Annotated in this window: 19 protein-coding genes; 11 read left to right on the top strand and 8 right to left on the bottom strand. The window is 69.6% G+C overall.

Features of this window, described 5'->3' with window-relative positions; all coding sequences use genetic code 11:
* Positions 1-3: 3 nt before the first annotated feature.
* A complete protein-coding gene (gene aroA / locus FHR82_RS00865; protein ID WP_184808281.1) occupies positions 4-1,293 on the bottom strand; it encodes a 3-phosphoshikimate 1-carboxyvinyltransferase in 1,290 nt (429 codons plus the stop codon).
* Positions 1,294-1,375: 82 nt separating this feature from the next.
* Here aroA and FHR82_RS00870 point away from each other — a divergent pair, with 82 nt between their 5' ends.
* The 5 genes from FHR82_RS00870 (at position 1,376) to FHR82_RS00890 (ending at position 5,263) form a co-directional block, all read left to right on the top strand.
* Positions 1,376-2,134 (top strand): SOS response-associated peptidase, encoded by a 759-nt coding sequence (locus FHR82_RS00870; RefSeq protein ID WP_184808282.1) that lies wholly within the window; start codon positions 1,376-1,378, stop codon positions 2,132-2,134.
* Positions 2,131-2,742 (top strand): alpha/beta hydrolase family protein, encoded by a 612-nt coding sequence (locus FHR82_RS00875; RefSeq protein WP_184808283.1) that lies wholly within the window; start codon positions 2,131-2,133, stop codon positions 2,740-2,742. The genes FHR82_RS00870 and FHR82_RS00875 overlap by 4 nt, the downstream gene beginning before the upstream one ends.
* 89 nt (positions 2,743-2,831) lie before the next feature.
* Positions 2,832-3,488: a sigma-70 family RNA polymerase sigma factor gene (locus FHR82_RS00880; protein WP_184808284.1), complete on the top strand. Its 657-nt coding sequence runs from the start codon at positions 2,832-2,834 to the stop codon at positions 3,486-3,488.
* Positions 3,485-3,769 carry a mycothiol system anti-sigma-R factor gene (gene rsrA / locus FHR82_RS00885; protein WP_184808285.1) on the top strand — a complete coding sequence of 95 codons (285 nt, stop codon included), beginning with the start codon at positions 3,485-3,487 and terminating at the stop codon, positions 3,767-3,769. Before FHR82_RS00880 ends, rsrA begins: the two co-directional genes overlap by 4 nt.
* Before the next feature lie 3 nt (positions 3,770-3,772).
* Positions 3,773-5,263, top strand: coding sequence for a sensor histidine kinase (locus FHR82_RS00890; protein ID WP_184808286.1), 1,491 nt, complete (start codon positions 3,773-3,775; stop codon positions 5,261-5,263).
* 275 nt (positions 5,264-5,538) lie between these two features.
* Here the strand turns inward: FHR82_RS00890 and FHR82_RS00895 are convergent, their stop codons facing one another.
* Together FHR82_RS00895 and FHR82_RS00900 are read right to left on the bottom strand one after the other, a co-directional pair.
* Positions 5,539-5,793 (bottom strand): WhiB family transcriptional regulator, encoded by a 255-nt coding sequence (locus tag FHR82_RS00895; protein WP_184808287.1) that lies wholly within the window; start codon positions 5,791-5,793, stop codon positions 5,539-5,541.
* A 228-nt stretch (positions 5,794-6,021) separates the two neighbouring features.
* On the bottom strand, positions 6,022-6,957 hold the full coding sequence (locus FHR82_RS00900; protein WP_184808288.1) for a diacylglycerol/lipid kinase family protein: 936 nt from the start codon (positions 6,955-6,957) through the stop codon (positions 6,022-6,024).
* Positions 6,958-7,017: 60 nt separating this feature from the next.
* On the opposite strand from FHR82_RS00900, the gene FHR82_RS00905 reads away from it, so the two are divergent.
* Entirely contained in the window at positions 7,018-7,428 is a 411-nt protein-coding gene (locus tag FHR82_RS00905; protein WP_184808289.1) for a hypothetical protein, read from the top strand.
* 95 nt (positions 7,429-7,523) lie between these two features.
* Positions 7,524-8,258 (top strand): S1 family peptidase, encoded by a 735-nt coding sequence (locus tag FHR82_RS00910; RefSeq protein ID WP_184808290.1) that lies wholly within the window; start codon positions 7,524-7,526, stop codon positions 8,256-8,258.
* 71 nt (positions 8,259-8,329) lie between these two features.
* Here FHR82_RS00910 and FHR82_RS00915 read toward each other — a convergent pair whose 3' ends face one another.
* Genes FHR82_RS00915 through FHR82_RS00925 form a run of 3 tightly spaced genes read right to left on the bottom strand, consistent with a single transcriptional unit; the run spans position 8,330 to position 9,755 of the window.
* A complete protein-coding gene (locus FHR82_RS00915; RefSeq protein ID WP_184808291.1) occupies positions 8,330-8,803 on the bottom strand; it encodes a GNAT family N-acetyltransferase in 474 nt (157 codons plus the stop codon).
* Entirely contained in the window at positions 8,796-9,407 is a 612-nt protein-coding gene (locus tag FHR82_RS00920) for an acid phosphatase (RefSeq protein WP_184808292.1), read from the bottom strand. Before FHR82_RS00920 ends, FHR82_RS00915 begins: the two co-directional genes overlap by 8 nt.
* A 3-nt stretch (positions 9,408-9,410) precedes the next feature.
* Positions 9,411-9,755, bottom strand: coding sequence for a winged helix-turn-helix transcriptional regulator (locus FHR82_RS00925; protein WP_184808293.1), 345 nt, complete (start codon positions 9,753-9,755; stop codon positions 9,411-9,413).
* A gap of 83 nt (positions 9,756-9,838) precedes the next feature.
* On the opposite strand from FHR82_RS00925, the gene FHR82_RS00930 reads away from it, so the two are divergent.
* From FHR82_RS00930 to FHR82_RS47215, 4 genes are read left to right on the top strand one after another with little or no spacing between them, the layout of a single operon-like run.
* Complete coding sequence (locus tag FHR82_RS00930) at positions 9,839-10,675, top strand: NAD(P)-dependent oxidoreductase (protein WP_311770814.1); 837 nt, start codon at positions 9,839-9,841, stop codon at positions 10,673-10,675.
* Positions 10,672-11,544 carry an LLM class flavin-dependent oxidoreductase gene (locus tag FHR82_RS00935; RefSeq protein WP_184808294.1) on the top strand — a complete coding sequence of 291 codons (873 nt, stop codon included), beginning with the start codon at positions 10,672-10,674 and terminating at the stop codon, positions 11,542-11,544. Before FHR82_RS00930 ends, FHR82_RS00935 begins: the two co-directional genes overlap by 4 nt.
* Positions 11,545-11,580: 36 nt before the next feature.
* A complete protein-coding gene (locus FHR82_RS00940; protein WP_184808295.1) occupies positions 11,581-12,015 on the top strand; it encodes an SRPBCC domain-containing protein in 435 nt (144 codons plus the stop codon).
* Positions 12,012-12,500, top strand: coding sequence for a TetR/AcrR family transcriptional regulator (locus FHR82_RS47215; protein ID WP_184808296.1), 489 nt, complete (start codon positions 12,012-12,014; stop codon positions 12,498-12,500). The genes FHR82_RS00940 and FHR82_RS47215 overlap by 4 nt, the downstream gene beginning before the upstream one ends.
* A 65-nt stretch (positions 12,501-12,565) precedes the next feature.
* On the opposite strand, the gene FHR82_RS00950 is transcribed toward FHR82_RS47215, so the two are convergent.
* Positions 12,566-13,144, bottom strand: a complete 579-nt coding sequence (locus FHR82_RS00950; protein ID WP_221463241.1) for an AAA family ATPase — start codon at positions 13,142-13,144, stop codon at positions 12,566-12,568.
* Positions 13,145-13,274: 130 nt separating this feature from the next.
* Entirely contained in the window at positions 13,275-14,462 is a 1,188-nt protein-coding gene (locus tag FHR82_RS00955; RefSeq protein ID WP_311770815.1) for a tyrosine-type recombinase/integrase, read from the bottom strand.
* Between the last annotated feature and the right edge of the window lie 53 nt (positions 14,463-14,515).

The following is a 14,515-nucleotide window of genomic DNA, read 5'->3' on the forward strand; positions in this document are numbered from 1 at the left end:
CCGTCACCGCTCGTCGGAGAGCATGTCCGCCCACATGGCGGGGAAGTCCGGCAGTGTCTTCGCCGTGGTCGCGATGTCGTCGACCTCCATGCCGGGCACGGCGAGGCCGACGATCGCGCCCGCGGTCGCCATCCGGTGGTCGGCGTAGGCGTGCCACAGGCCCGCGTGCAGCGGTTTGGGCCGGATCTCCAGGCCGTCCTCGGTCTCGGTCGCGCCGCCGCCGAGCGCGTTGATCTCGGTGACCAGCGCGGCGAGCCGGTCGGTCTCGTGGCCGCGCAGGTGGGCGATGCCGCGCAGCACGCTCGGGCTGTGCGCCAGCACGGCCAGCGCGGCGACGGTCGGGGTCAGCTCGCCGACGTCGCGCAGGTCGACGTCGATGCCCTGCAGCTGGTCGGGGCCGTGCACGGTCAGCCCGGCGGCGTCGCGGGTGACCGTGCAGCCCATGCGGGACGCGATCTCGCCGAACGCGTCACCCGGTTGGGTGGTGTTCTCCGGCCAGCCGGGCACCGTGACGGAGCCGCCGGTGGCGGCCGCGGCGGCCAGGAACGGTGTCGCGTTCGACAGGTCCGGCTCGACGGCCCATTCGCGGGCGGCGATCGGGCCGGGCTCGACGCGCCACGTGTTCGGCTCGCTGTCGTCGACGGTCACGCCCGCGTCGCGCAGCATCCGCACGGTCATGTCGATGTGGGGGAGTGAGGGGACGGGCTTGCCTGCTGTGGTGTCCCTGTGGTGGACGGTCACGCCTGCCTCGTACCGCGCCCCGGCCAGCAGCAGGCCCGACACGAACTGTGAGGACGCGGACGCGTCGATCGTGACGGCACCACCCGGGAGACCGCCCTTGCCGTGCAGCGTGAACGGCAGCGCGTCGCCGTCGATGTCGGTGCCCAGGGCACGCAGCGCGTCGAGCACGGTGCGCATGGGCCGCTCACGGGCTCGTGCGTCGCCGTCGAAGTGGATGTCGCCGTCGGCGATCGCGGCGGCGGGCGGCACGAACCGCATGACCGTGCCCGCGAGCCCGCAGTCGACCCGCGCGGGCCCGCGCAGCCCGCGGTGCGCGGCGACGATCACCTGGTCACCGCCGTCCCCGGCGTCACTGACAGGCACGCCGAGGGCCTGCAGCGCGTCGATCATGAGGCGGCTGTCGCGGCTGCGCAGCGCACCGGTCAGCGTGCCGCCGCCGTCGCTCAGCGCGGCCAGCAGCAGCGCCCGGTTCGTGATCGACTTCGAACCCGGCACGGCCACGGTGGCGCGCACGGGCGCGGTCGCGGACGGTGCGGCCCAGGGCTGTGTCATACCCGCATGATCCCGCATGGTCCCGCACGCGGTGCAGACTGTCGGTGGGCCATGACACGATCCTGGCCAGGAGGTGATCGAGGTGTGCGGGAGATACGCCGCCACGAAGGACCCGGCCACGCTGGCCGCGGAGTTCGACGCGCTCGACGCGATGGACGACCACGCGCCCGCCACGGACTACAACGTGGCGCCCACCAAGGACGTGGTGGCCGTCGTGCAGCGGCACCCGCGGGACGAGGAGGGCAACCCGGACCCGTCGACCACCGTGCGCAGCCTGCGGGTGATGCGCTGGGGCCTGATCCCGGTGTGGGCGAAGGACATGTCCATCGGCGCCCGGATGATCAACGCGCGTGCCGAGAAAGCCGCGACGACCTCGGCGTTCCGCACGTCGGTGGCCAAGCGCCGCTGCCTCATCCCGGCTGACGGCTGGTACGAGTGGCGCCGGGAGGGCAAGGTCAAGCAGCCGTTCTTCATGACCAGGCCGGACGGGCACAGCCTCGCCATGGCCGGTCTGTGGTCGGTGTGGCGGGATCCGGCGGTCGAGGACGGGCCACCGGTCGTGAGCGCGTCCGTGCTGACCACCGACGCGGTCGGCAGGCTCAGCGACATCCACGACCGGATGCCCCTGCTCATGACGCCGGACAAGTGGGCGGCCTGGCTCGACCCCGACGTGGACGAGGTCGACGAGCTGCTGGCCACGCCGCCGCCCGAGCACTTCGTGGCGGCGCTGGAGGTGCGACCGGTGTCCACCAAGGTCAACAACGTCCGCAACAACGGCCCCGAGTTACTCGAACAGGACGAGGAGAGCACCGACCTCACCCTGTTCGACAACCCGTCATGACCACGCTGAGCATCGACACGCCACACGGGCCCGCCCGCGCGGAGCTGCACTGCGCGCCGGAGGGCCGCGCCGGGCTGCTCCTCGGGCACGGTGCGGGCGGCGGTGTCGGTGCGCCCGACCTGGTCGCGGCCACCCGGGGCGCGACCGCCGCCGGTGTGCACGTGGCGCTGGTCGAGCAGCCCTACCGGGTCGCCGGCCGCCGCGCGCCCGCCCCGGCCGGACAGCTCGACACGGCGTGGCTGGCGGTGGTGGAGCGGCTGTCACGCGAGTGGTTCCACGAGTTACCCCTCGTGTTCGGCGGCCGGTCGTCGGGCGCCAGGGTGGCCTGCCGCACCTCCGAGGAAGGGCAGGCCGTGGCTGTCCTGTGCCTGGCGTTCCCCGTGCACCCGCCGGGTAGGCCGGAAAAGTCCCGTATGTCCGAGCTGGCTGGCGTGACAGTGCCCACGCTGGTGGTCCAGGGCGAGTCGGACCCGTTCGGCATGCCGGGCCCCGGTCACCACAGGGAGATCGTCGTCATGCCGGGTGACCACTCGCTGAAACGCGATGCCACAGGCATTTCCCGGACCGTGGAGGAGTGGCTGGGCCGGATCCTGCGGCCCCTCGACTAGGGAATTCGCACGGGTGAGTCCGCGTTGTGCATGACGTGCTGACTCAGACTCGCCGCGTATCCTCACAGGGGTCCTATGCCATTCCGATGATGGGACAGTTCCGACTGGAAGGGAGCACGGTGCCGAGCACCGAAACCCAGCCAACCCCCCAGGCTGAGACCGAGCAGGAGCGGGCAGAGCGCTTCGAGCGCGACGCCATGCCGCTGCTCGACCAGCTGTACTCCGCCGCGCTGCGCATGACGCGCAACCCGGCCGACGCCGAAGACCTGGTCCAGGAGACCTACCTCAAGGCCTACGCCGCGTTCGCGTCGTTCTCGGCGGGCACCAACCTGAAGGCCTGGCTCTACCGCATCCTCACCAATACCTACATCAACGGGTACCGGAAGCGGCAGCGCCAGCCCCTGCAGTCCCCGACAGACGAGATCACGGACTGGCAGCTCGCGCAGGCCGAGTCCCACACGTCGTCCGGGCTGCGGTCCGCCGAGATCGAGGCGATGGACCGCCTGCCCGACAACGACGTGAAGGAGGCCCTGCAGCAGCTGCCGGAGGATTTCCGGCTCGCCGTCTACCTGGCCGATGTCGAGGGCTTCGCTTACAAGGAGATCGCGGAGATAATGCACACGCCGATCGGAACGGTGATGTCTCGACTGCACCGTGGCCGGCGGCAGCTCCGTGACCTGCTGGCCGGGGTCGCACGTGACCGCGGGTTCCTGCGGTCGGCGAAGCATGAGGTGACCGGATCATGAGCTGCGGCGAACCACATGAGACCGATTGCTCGGAGGTGCTGTCCGAAGTGTGGCTCTTCCTTGACCACGAGTGCGACGGCAAACGCCGTCAGCTGCTGGAACAGCACCTCGACGAGTGCAGCCCGTGCCTCGAGCAGTTCGGCATCGAGGAACACCTGAAGGTGTTGCTCGCCCGCAAGTGCGGCGGCGAACACGCCCCCGACTCCCTGAAGCAGCGGCTCCGCGCCGAGATCAGGAGAACGGTCATCGATCAGGGTGGCGTGCCCGTGCAGGACAAGTAGCACTTGTCGACTCTTTCCGATCTCCTCGCGGAGCACACCAAGCTGTCCGGTGGCGAGGTCGACCACCTCCAGATGGTCGTCGCCGAGTGGCAGCTCCTGTCCGACCTGTCCTTCGCCGACCTGCTGATGTGGGTTCCGGTCGGCGAAGGCCGTGAGCTGGACGAGTTCCTGTGCGTGGCCCAGGCCCGCGCGACGACGGCACCGACCGCGCACCCCGAGGACGTGGTCGGCAGCCGGGTCGCCGTCGGGGAGCACCCCCAGCTGCGCAGGGCGATCCTCGACGCCAGGGTGTGCCGCGAGGAGGACCCGTCCTGGTACCTGGGCGTACCGGTCCGCCGCGAGACGATCCCGGTCACCTACGACGACCGGGTCATCGCCGTGCTGTCCCGCGAAACGGACCTGGCGGTGCCGAGGGTGCCGTCGTCGCTGGAGATCGCGTACCTGGGCATCGCCGCGGATCTGTGCCAGATGGTGGCGGACGGCAGCTTCCCAACTTCCGAGCCCGCGGCGGACGTGCACACGTCCCCTCGCGTTGGCGACGGCCTGATCCGCCTGGACCCGACGGGCGCGGTGGTGTTCGCGTCCCCGAACGCGCAGTCGGCGTACCACCGCATGGGTCATCCCGCGGAACTCGTCGGCGTCCGCCTGGCGCCGTTGACGAGAGGCCTGATCGCGGACCCGTTCGACGCGACGGAAATAGCGCAAAGAATCCTGGCGGCACTGGACGGCCAGCCGTCCATGCGAGCGGAAGCGGAATCGGGCCGGGGCGCGGCGGTGCTCTTCCGGGCCCTGCCGTTGCGTCCCGGCGGCAAGGCGGCGGGTGCGCTGGTACTGGTCCGCGACGTGACCGAGGTCCGGCGCCGGGACCGCGCCCTGATGTCCAAGGACGCGACGATCCGCGAGATCCACCACCGCGTGAAGAACAACCTCCAGACCGTCGCCGCGTTGCTGCGCCTGCAGTCCCGCCGCACGGCGAGCGAGGAGGCCAGAGCCGCTCTTGGCGAGTCGGTGCGCCGCGTGGCCGCGATCGCGATGGTCCACGAAGCCCTGTCCACCTCGGTCGACGAACGCGTGGACCTGAACTCGTTGGTGGACAAGGTGATCCCGGTGGTCGGCGATGTGGCTGTGGCGGAGAACCACGTCCGCGTCCGCCGCACCGGATCGTTCGGCGTGGTGGCGGCGGAGGTCGCCACCCCACTGGTCATGGTGCTGACCGAACTGGTCCAGAACGCGGTGGAACACGCCTACCCCCCGGGCGCGAGCGGCGAGGTGGTCGTCTCGGCGGAACGCTCGGCCCGCTGGCTGGACGTGCTGGTCACCGACGACGGGCGAGGCCTGCCAAGGGGTTTCTCCCTGGAACGTTCGAACGGCCTTGGCCTGCAGATCGTGCGCACCCTGGTGGAGTCCGAGCTGCGCGGCTCACTGTCACTGCGCAGCAGGCAAAGAGGCGGCACGGAAGCGTCGCTGAGGGTTCCGCTGTCTCACCGCCGCTGAGGACGGGCGGCCTCCGGCCCCCCAATCACCAGCGTAGCGACGAGCACCGACATTTCCGTCGCGCGGAAGCGCGGTTGTCCACAGCGGAACCAGTTGTCCCCAGGCGCGACTGCCTCCGCCGGAATTGTCGGTACCTTGCCGTAGCGTGGAATCCGGGGGCCGGAGGCCAACCCCGGACCGCACGGCCCGGCACCTGATCCCGGACACCTGATCCCGGACACACAAAGGCCCGGTACCTGTTCGGCACCGGGCCTTGGCGGCTTTTGAACTGCGTTTCAGACGTTGCTGCGAGTGCGGGTGCGCGCGTTGCGGCGCTTGAGCGCGCGGCGCTCGTCCTCACTCATCCCGCCCCAGACCCCTGCGTCCTGACCGCTCTGAAGCGCCCAGGTCAGGCAGTCGGAAGCGACGGGGCAGCGATGGCAAACGGCCTTCGCCTGAGCAACCTGCAGAATCGCCGGACCGCTGGTTCCCACGGGGAAGAACAGCTCGGGGTCCTCGTCACGGCAGGCAGCGTTGTGGCGCCAGTCCATTTCTACGTGCTCCTCGCTTGGGCGCGTTCCGGTGCGCCTCTAGTCGTCAACCGGTCGTTGGGGTGCTTGTGAATGCTTTCACGAACCAGCCATATGTCAAGACCTCTTCATCACCGAGTGCCTGAACTCACCCGAAAGCTCGACGTCAGAGCCCTATCGCTTCGGAGAGCAACAATCAGGTCACAGCTGGATCTCGCGGTCGGCCACTCGGTGCCGCTCTCACAAGGGCTACCCGACAACCGTCAGAGCATGCTTTACAGACGCAATTTCCACGCTGGTCCGCTCCCCTATGAGGTCGCCGTCGCATTGCACGCGGACCGGGGTCTCGCTCGTGATCCGCATGCCGGGGACGTCGTCGTGCCGGAGCAGTTTCCGTCCGCGCGTCTCACCCTTCTGGCTGATCGCCTGACGGAGGTGTCGGACCACTGTCGGTAAAGCCAGGCTGTGCAACGCGAAAACACCCAGTCCCGCGTCGAACCCCGTGCCGCGGTTGAGGTGGATCGGCCGCGCCCCGAGATAGGTCCACGGGTCCGTGTTGGACACGAACACGAGCCGCAGCCCGGCGACCGGCGCCATGCCGGGAATCTCCACGGTCAGCTGCGGCTGTCCGTGCGCCGGTTTGAGGTACTGCGTGAGCGCCACCCGCGTGTACAGCGCGGGACTCGCCTTCTTGCCCCGCTTGCGGTCCACCTCGGCGACGACGTCGGCGTCCCACCCGACACCCGCGCTGAACGTGAACCAGCGCGGCGCCTCACCGGGCGAGGTCGGCTCGACCCGCCCCAGCCCGACCCGCCTGCGCTTGCCGTTCTCGACCGCGTGCAACAGCTGGTAGGTCGCGTCGACGGGGTCGCGCGGCAGCCCGAGCGAGCGGGCGAAGACGTTCGCCGACCCGCCGGGCACGATGCCGAGCATCGGCACCGACCCGCCGGGGCCGCTCGCGAGGAGGCCGTTGACCACCTCGTTGACCGTGCCGTCACCCCCATGGGCGACGACCAGGTCGGCGCCGTCGACCGCGGCCTGCGCGGCCGCCGCCATGGCGTGGCCGCGGTAGTCGGTCTCGAGCACGTCGAGCTTCACCTGGCTGGCCAGTGCGTGCGCCAGCACGTCCCGGCCGGCCGCGGTCGTCGCGGTCGCCTTGGGGTTCACCACCAGCACTGCACGCATAACCGCAGGGTAGCTACGATCCAGTGCGTCTGTCCGTCCCCGCCCCTGGAAGGCCTCCCCGTGCGCATCGAGACCGACGCCCCGAAGACCGTCCGCGGTGCCGGTCTGCTGGTCGTCCTGCAGGGTCTGGTCGGCGTCGTCTTCGCGGTGGCGCTGCTGATCAGGGCGTTCTCGGGGGCGCGGACCATCGGCAACCTGTACGGCGAGGCCGCGTACTTCGCGGTGCTCGGCGGTGCCGTTCTGGGCTGCGGCATCGCGCTCTTCCTGGGCAAACGCGGTGTGCGCGGGCCGATCACGGTCATCCAGATCCTGCTGCTCGGCGTCGCCTGGTACGCGATGGGCCCGTCCGGCAGGCCCGAGTACGGCATCCCGCTCGGCGCGCTGTGCGTGCTGGTGCTGTACCTGCTGTTCAACGTCAGGGCGCGGGTGTGGGCCGAGGACCGCGCGGGACTGGACGAGGATCCAGACTAACGGCGGGTAGTGGATCTAACTCGAACGAGTGACCCTTCTAGGGTCCTTGTCAGCCCTGCTCCGCGACGTTGTGTCGCGGTTTCGAGGTGATCTGCATGCGTATCGGTCGTGTCGGGGCGGCCCTCGCGGGTGCGGCTTTGGCCGCGCTCGGTGTTCTCGGTGGTGCGACGGCGAACGCCGAAGTGCCACCGGGCAACGTGGGCCCGGCGATCATTGATGGCGGTAACGCCACATCCGGTCCGTGGGCGGCACGTTTGTTCGTGGACGGCCAGGAGAACTGCTCGGCGACGATCATCGCGCCGACCTGGATCCTGACCGCCGAGCACTGCGTGGCCGGCAGCGGTACCTACACGTTCAACATCGGAAACCTGGACCAGACGCAGGGTGAGCAGGCGACGGGTGTCGCGATCCACACGCACCCGGACGCGGACCTGGCACTGGTCGAGCTGGACCACGCGGTGAACGCGACGTACTCGCCGCTGGGCAACCAGGACGCCGTCGAGGTCGGCGAGACCGTCCAGGTGTACGGCTGGGGTGCGACGTGCACCGACCGGCCGGAGATCGAGTGCCAGTCGCAGCTGCTGAAGGTCGCGAACGTCGAGGTCAGCTCGGTGAGCTGCACCGACTACCGCGGCGGCACGGCGGTGTGCGCGAACCGCGTCGACGGCATCACCGCGGGCGGCGACTCGGGCGGCCCGATGTTCGCCACCGCGCCGGACGGTTCGTACGTGCAGGTCGGCGTCGCGTCCACCAGTGACCGGCAGACCTTCACCGCCTACGGCAACATCACCGTGTACCGCGACTGGATCGCCGGTATCGCGGGAGTCTGAGAAAGCACGCGAGGGCAACAGAACGCCGCGCCGGGAGCCCACCCGGCGCGGCGTTTTCCCATGTGGACGAGTCAGCTGCCCAGCGTGCGCAGTGGCTCATCCGTGAGGCGGAAGATCTTCCACTCGTCCATGGGCACCGCGCCGATGGACTTGTAGAACTCGATCGTCGGGGTCAGCCATTCCAGCACCACCCATTCCAGGCGCGCGTACCCCTGCCGCACGCATTCCCGCGCGAGCGCCTTCAGCAGCGCGATGCCCAGCCCCGACCCGCGGTGCTCCGGGCGCACGTACAGGTCCTCAAGGTAGATCCCATGCGTGCCGCGCCACGTCGAGAAGTTCAGGAACCACAACGCGAATCCCACGACCTCCCCGTCGACCGACGCCACGTGGCCATAGAGCGACGGCGTGGGACCGAACAACGCGGCGTGCAGTTGCGCGGACGTCAGCTGACACTCGTCAGGTGCGTTCTCGTGTGCCGCCAGGTCGTACACCAACCCGACCACCGCGTCCACATCGGACGGACGGACCCGGCGCACCTCAGTCATGGGGAAAACCGCGCTCCGGCAACGGAGGCACGTTCAGCCGCTTGATCTGCGGCACCCCGCGCTCATCGCCCAGCACGGAGATCGCCGCCGCGTCGAGTGCGAAGTGGACACCCGACGTCGGTGGCAGACCCAGCCACGTCGCGACAAGGACGCGGCTGAAATGCCCGTGCCCCACCAGAACCACGTCTCCGTCCGGCAGCACCGCGCGCACCCGCGCCACGACGGACGCCGCCCGCGCGCCCACGTCGTCAGCCGTCTCGCCGCCCGGCGACTCGTGCGTCCACACCGTCCAACCCGGCACGGTCTCGCGGATCTTCGGCGTCGACAGGCCTTCGTAGGAACCGTAGTCCCACTCCGCGACGTCCTCCGTCACCTCCGTGACCGTCAGTCCCGCCAGCTCGGCCGTCCGCACCGCGCGCTGCCTCGGCGAGGACACCACCAGCGCCAGCGGCCGGTCCTCGCGCAGACCAGCGAGCATCGAGCCCGCGTCCCGCGCGCGCTGCTCACCGTTGGGAGTCAACGGAATGTCGGTGTGGCTGGTGTGCTGCCCGCTGCGCGACCACTCGGTCTCGCCGTGGCGGAGCAGGTACAGGAGTCCGGTCATGATCTACAGTCTCACCTCCCGGTTGGCGATCCGCTGCATGTGCCGCTCGCCCCAGTCACCCAGCGGCGTCAGCGCCTCGTTGAGCGACCGGCCGAACTCGGTCACCGAGTACTCGACCTTCGGCGGCACCTCCCGGTACACCTCGCGGTGGATCAGGCCGTCCGCCTCCATCTGCCGCAGCTGCTGGATCAGCATCTTCTCCGTGATGCCGACGACTTCGCGCCGCAGCTCGCCGAACCGCATCGTGGGGGTCTCGGCCAGCGCCCACAGGATGAGCGACTTCCACTTGCCGCCGACGACGTCGAGTGCCGCGTCGAGACCGCACGTGTACGGGCCATGTGCCGTCATGCTGGATCCTTACCTCCGGGTGAGTACCTGACTCTAAGGTAGGTACTTGCCCAACCTTAGGGCATGGCCGCAGAGTGTCCGGCGTGCAGACAACTGTCATCGGACTAGGAAAGATGGGGCGCGCGCTCGCCACCGCCCTCGTGGAACGCGGTCACGACACGACCGTCTGGAACCGAACACCGGGTAGGTCCGGCGACCTCGCGGTCACCCACGCGGCCACCGCCGCGGACGCCTTCGCCGCCAACGAGTTGGTCATCCTGTGCCTGCTCGACTCCGAGTCGGTCGTGGCCGTGCTCGACGGCGTGGACGTGCGCGACCGAACGATCGTCAACCTGACCACCAGCACGCCGGCAGAGGCCGCGAAGCTGTCGGCACTCGTCGCCGAACGCGGCGGGGACTACCTCGACGGCGGGATCATGGCCATCCCGTCCATGATCGGCACGCCGGCCGCCGTCGTCCTCTACAGCGGCAGTGAGCAGGCGTTCCGCCGCGCGGAGGACGTGCTCGCGGCGTTCGGCGACCGTCGGTACCTCGGCGCGGAGCCGGGGCTCGCGGCACTGAACGACATCGCGATGCTCACCGGCATGTACGGCATGTTCGGCGGCTTCGTGCACGCGGCGGCCATGGTGCGCACGGAGGGGGTGCCGGTCGTCGAGTTCACCGAGACGCTGCTGATCCCGTGGCTGCGCGGCTTGTTCCCGGCGCTCGTGGGCATGGCGGCCCAGATCGACTCCGGCGACTACACCGCGAAGGAGTCGGACCTGTCGATGCAGGTCGCGAACGACGGGATCGCCGAGGTCAGCCGTGCGCAGGGGGTGAGCACGGAGCTGTCGGAGCCGTTGTTCACGCTGATGCGCCGCCGGGTCGAACAGGGCTTCGGCGGCGACGACTTCCCGAGCGTCATCGAACTGCTGTCATGACGCGCTTCGGGGTGATCCTCATGCAGGACGCGCCGGCCGACGAGCTGCTGGCGCGGTTCCGGCGGATCGAGGAGCTGGGGTTCGACCAGGTCTACATCGCCGACCACATCGGTGACTTCCGCGCCGTCGACGGCCCGTTCCTCGACGGCTGGAGCCTGCTGGCCGCCGCGGCCGTCACGACGTCGCGGATCGCGCTCGGGCCACTGGTGAACAACCCGATCCTGCGCGAGCCCGCGGTGGTCGCGAAACAGGCCATGACCGTCGACCAGCTCTCCGGCGGGCGGCTCGAGCTGGGCATGGGTGCCGGCGTGTTCGAGATGGACCACCAGGCGGTCGGCACGTCGCCGTGGCCGGTGCGCGAACGGGTGCGGCGCTTCGCCGAGTACGTCGAGATCGTCGACGGCGCGCTGCGCGCGCACGGCAAGCCGTTCACGTTCGAGGGCGAGTGGTACTCGGTGACCGATCTCCCGACCGCCCCGGGCCCGGTGCGCAAGCCGCCGATCATCGTGGGTGGTCAGGCGCCGACGATGCTGCGGACCGCGGTCGCGCACGCCGATGTCTGGAACACGAACGGCCAGTTCGGCGCGCCCGTCGCCGACATCGTGGCCCGCACCCGCGAGCAGAACGACAAGCTCGACGAGCTGTGCCTCGCGGCCGGCCGCGACCCGGCGACGCTGCGGCGGCAGTTCCTGCTGTGGGACACGACCGCCCCGCTCGCGCCGGGTGCGTCGTTCGCGGAGCTGGTGGCGCGGCTGTCGGCGGTCGGGATCGAGGACTTCGTGTTGGAGTGGCCCGCTGACCAGGCAGAACAGGACAAGTTCGATGAGGAGGTGCTCCCGGCCTTGACGCGGCTAACGGCGTTAGCTTAATGTTGTGGCTAACGACGTTAGCCACAGGAGGACGACATGCGCCGGATCAGCGTCACCACCGAGATCAACGCCCCCGCCGAGGCCGTGTGGGCCCAGCTCACCGACACCGCCGCCTTCGCGGAGTGGAACCCGTTCATGCCGTCGCTGGCCGGTTCCCTGGCGGAGGGCGAGCGCCTGGAAGTCCGGATCACCCCGCCGGGCGCGAAGGGCATGACGTTCCGGCCGACGGTGACGGCCGTCGAGGAGAACCACGAACTGGAATGGCTTGGCAGATTCCTGGTCCGCGGCCTGTTCGACGGCCGTCACACGTTCGTGCTGGAGCCGGTCCCCGGTGGCACGCGGCTCACGCAGGAGGAGACGTTCACCGGTGTGCTCGTGCCGGTGCTGGCGTCGACCCTCGCGAAGACGGAGGACGGCTTCCGGCAGATGAACGAGGCACTGAAGGCGCGGGCGGAGCGGGTCGCGGCGTGACGCGCCGGGAGGAGATCCTCGATGTGGCGGAGTCCCTCCTGGAGTCGGAGGGCGCGGAGGCGCTGACGATGCGCCGGGTCGCGCAGGAGATGGGGATCCGGGCGCCGTCGCTGTACAAGCACGTCCCGAGCAAGGACGACATCGAGGCGGGGCTGCAGGAGCGGGCGCTGCGGGTGATGGCTTCTGCGCTCGCGCCCGCCGGGGCCGACCTGCTCGCGATCATGGCGGCGTACCGGGAGTGGGCTCTCGCGCATCGGGGGTTGTACGAGCTGGCCACGCGGCGGCCGCTGCGCCGGGACGTGATCCCGGCGTCGGTGGAGGCGGCCGCCGCCGCGCAGATCGTGGCCGTCGCCGGCGGCGAGCACCGGGCGCGGGCGTTGTGGGCGCTGGCGCACGGGCTGGTGGACCTGGAGATGGCGGACCGCTTCCCGCCGGACGCGGACCTCGACGAGACCTGGCGCGCGGCGTTCACGCCGTTCCGGTAGCGCGCGCCATCGCAGTGTCCGCGCTCGCGGATCCGTCGTGTTACCTGTGACTGTCCAGTCGGAACTCATGACCGCGGCAGAGCCGTGGTGAGCACGAGGTCGGCGAGTTCGGCAACGGACCGGCCGGTCCCGTCGATGCGGGTGAGACCCAACCGTTCGACGTCGGCGAGCACCAGTTGCTGGAACCGTTCCGTGCGAGCGGCGAACTTGTCCATGAGCGCGCGTTCGCCGGCTGTCGCGCCCGCGTAGTCGCCCGCGGTACGGATCCGGTCGCGGACCTCGGTGGTGTCCACGGTGAGCCACACGGCGGCGGTGTCCGAGGGCGCCAGCGTCGCGACGCGGGCGGGCCAGAGCGCGGAACCCTCGAGGACGAGGCGCTCGTGGTCGCGGACCAGCTCCTCGATGCGTGGCCAGAGCCGCTCGTAGTGCGCGAGCACCGACGCGATCAGCTCGTCGACGGAGAGCGCCGAGTAATGCTCGGCCACGTGCGGCGGCACCTCCCGTTCCGGTGTCCGCCACGGTCGCCCGGGATGACGCGCGAGGTAGTCGGTCGACCGGTGTTCGAACCCGAGCCGCGACGCCACCTCCCGTGCCACGGTCGACTTCCCGACATTCGACGTCCCGCCGATCAACAACACCCGCACGCGGCCGAACCTACGACAAACGGCGCCGACCCCGTAGGAGTCAGCGCCGTCTCGACGAAGTCGGGCTCAGCCCTGCTTGGTCTCCCAGAAGATCTTGTCAATCTGTCCAGAAGCCCGCTCTGACCTGCCACTACTCAGCTTGTTGATCATCCTGGGCCGTGCCCGGGCCGTCTGAGTCCGTCTCAGGCCGTCGCCCGTAGAGGTTCCCGATCACGTTCTTGGTCCGGTCCGCGCTGCTCGGCATCAGGTGCGTGTAGATCTTGAGCGTGAACGATGGATCGGCGTGCCCGAGCCATTCAGCGACGGCCTTGATCGACTCGCCCTGGTCGAGAAGCACCGAGGCGAAGAAGTGCCGCAGCTCGTGCATGCCGTTCTCGTACCGCCCGAACGGCACATCAGCCGCCTTGAGTGCCACCTTCCAGTAGTTGCGGTTGAAGTCGTTCGCCGCCACCGCCAGGCCCCGCACGGACGTGACGATCAGCCGGGCCATGGTCGGCTTGCCGTCCGGCGTGTCCCACGGGAGCGTGATCTCCCTCGGCGGGAACCTCCGGATGTGCTCGGCCAGTGCCAGCTTGACCGGCTCGGGTAGCGGCACGTCCCGCGTCTTGTCGTACTTGGGCAACGCGAACACGTGCTTGTAGCGGACCGTCTTCACCTGCCGTCGGACGTGCACGACACCCCGCAGGAAGTCCACGTCTTCGACGGCCAGGCCGAAGACCTCACCCTGCCGCAGCCCAATCCCCGCGGCCATGTCCACGGTCACCCGGAACCGCTCCTTGAGCTTGCGTTGCACGGTCCACACGCGCGCCTCCGGCCACGGAATGATCTTCTTCTGGGCCGCCTTCGGCTGCTTGACGGACTTCCCACGGCATGGGTGCTTGCTGATCAGCCCGTCTTCCATCGCGGCCGTGAACATCGCCGACACGTTGCCGAAGAGCGTGTGCCGGTACCGGTCCGATAGCCCGTCCTCCCGCAGCAGCCGATCCCAGTTTCGGATGGCTGACGGCTTCACACTGCCGATCTCGGCCTTGCCAAGGCAGGGGATCACTCGTTTTCGGAATCGCATCTCCATGTTCTGGCGGGACAGCTCGTCGACATCGAGGTCAGCGAGCCAGCTCTTGGCGAAGGCCGCGACTGTGACCTTGCCAGCCTTCGGGTCGATGTAGTCACCAAGCGCCATGTCGACTTCCTGCTTCGACCGGAAGTCACGCGCCGCCTTGAGCTGTCCGTCCGGAAAGGACTTCGAGCGCTCCGCTCCCTCCGGGTCGAGCCAGCGCACCTTGTACCGCAGGCCCTTGCCGTGCTGAGCGGTCTTCACCCGCTTGCTCTTTTCGGGATCTGCCGGGTCGGGAACCTCGTTGTACCAACGGT

The organism is Actinophytocola algeriensis (assembly GCF_014203735.1).
Classification (GTDB): domain Bacteria; phylum Actinomycetota; class Actinomycetes; order Mycobacteriales; family Pseudonocardiaceae; genus Actinophytocola; species Actinophytocola algeriensis.

Bases quoted from the DNA above. Each gene is read 5' to 3' on its own strand.
- aroA (WP_184808281.1), bottom strand. From the start codon at position 1,293: ATGACACAGCCCTGGGCCGCACCGTCCGCGACCGCGCCCGTGCGCGCC.
- FHR82_RS00875 (WP_184808283.1), top strand. From the start codon at position 2,131: ATGACCACGCTGAGCATCGACACGCCACACGGGCCCGCCCGCGCGGAG.
- FHR82_RS00880 (WP_184808284.1), top strand. From the start codon at position 2,832: ATGGGACAGTTCCGACTGGAAGGGAGCACGGTGCCGAGCACCGAAACC.
- rsrA (WP_184808285.1), top strand. From the start codon at position 3,485: ATGAGCTGCGGCGAACCACATGAGACCGATTGCTCGGAGGTGCTGTCC.
- FHR82_RS00895 (WP_184808287.1), bottom strand. From the start codon at position 5,793: ATGGACTGGCGCCACAACGCTGCCTGCCGTGACGAGGACCCCGAGCTG.
- FHR82_RS00900 (WP_184808288.1), bottom strand. From the start codon at position 6,957: ATGCGTGCAGTGCTGGTGGTGAACCCCAAGGCGACCGCGACGACCGCG.
- FHR82_RS00910 (WP_184808290.1), top strand. From the start codon at position 7,524: ATGCGTATCGGTCGTGTCGGGGCGGCCCTCGCGGGTGCGGCTTTGGCC.
- FHR82_RS00915 (WP_184808291.1), bottom strand. From the start codon at position 8,803: ATGACTGAGGTGCGCCGGGTCCGTCCGTCCGATGTGGACGCGGTGGTC.
- FHR82_RS00920 (WP_184808292.1), bottom strand. From the start codon at position 9,407: ATGACCGGACTCCTGTACCTGCTCCGCCACGGCGAGACCGAGTGGTCG.
- FHR82_RS00925 (WP_184808293.1), bottom strand. From the start codon at position 9,755: ATGACGGCACATGGCCCGTACACGTGCGGTCTCGACGCGGCACTCGAC.
- FHR82_RS00935 (WP_184808294.1), top strand. From the start codon at position 10,672: ATGACGCGCTTCGGGGTGATCCTCATGCAGGACGCGCCGGCCGACGAG.
- FHR82_RS00940 (WP_184808295.1), top strand. From the start codon at position 11,581: ATGCGCCGGATCAGCGTCACCACCGAGATCAACGCCCCCGCCGAGGCC.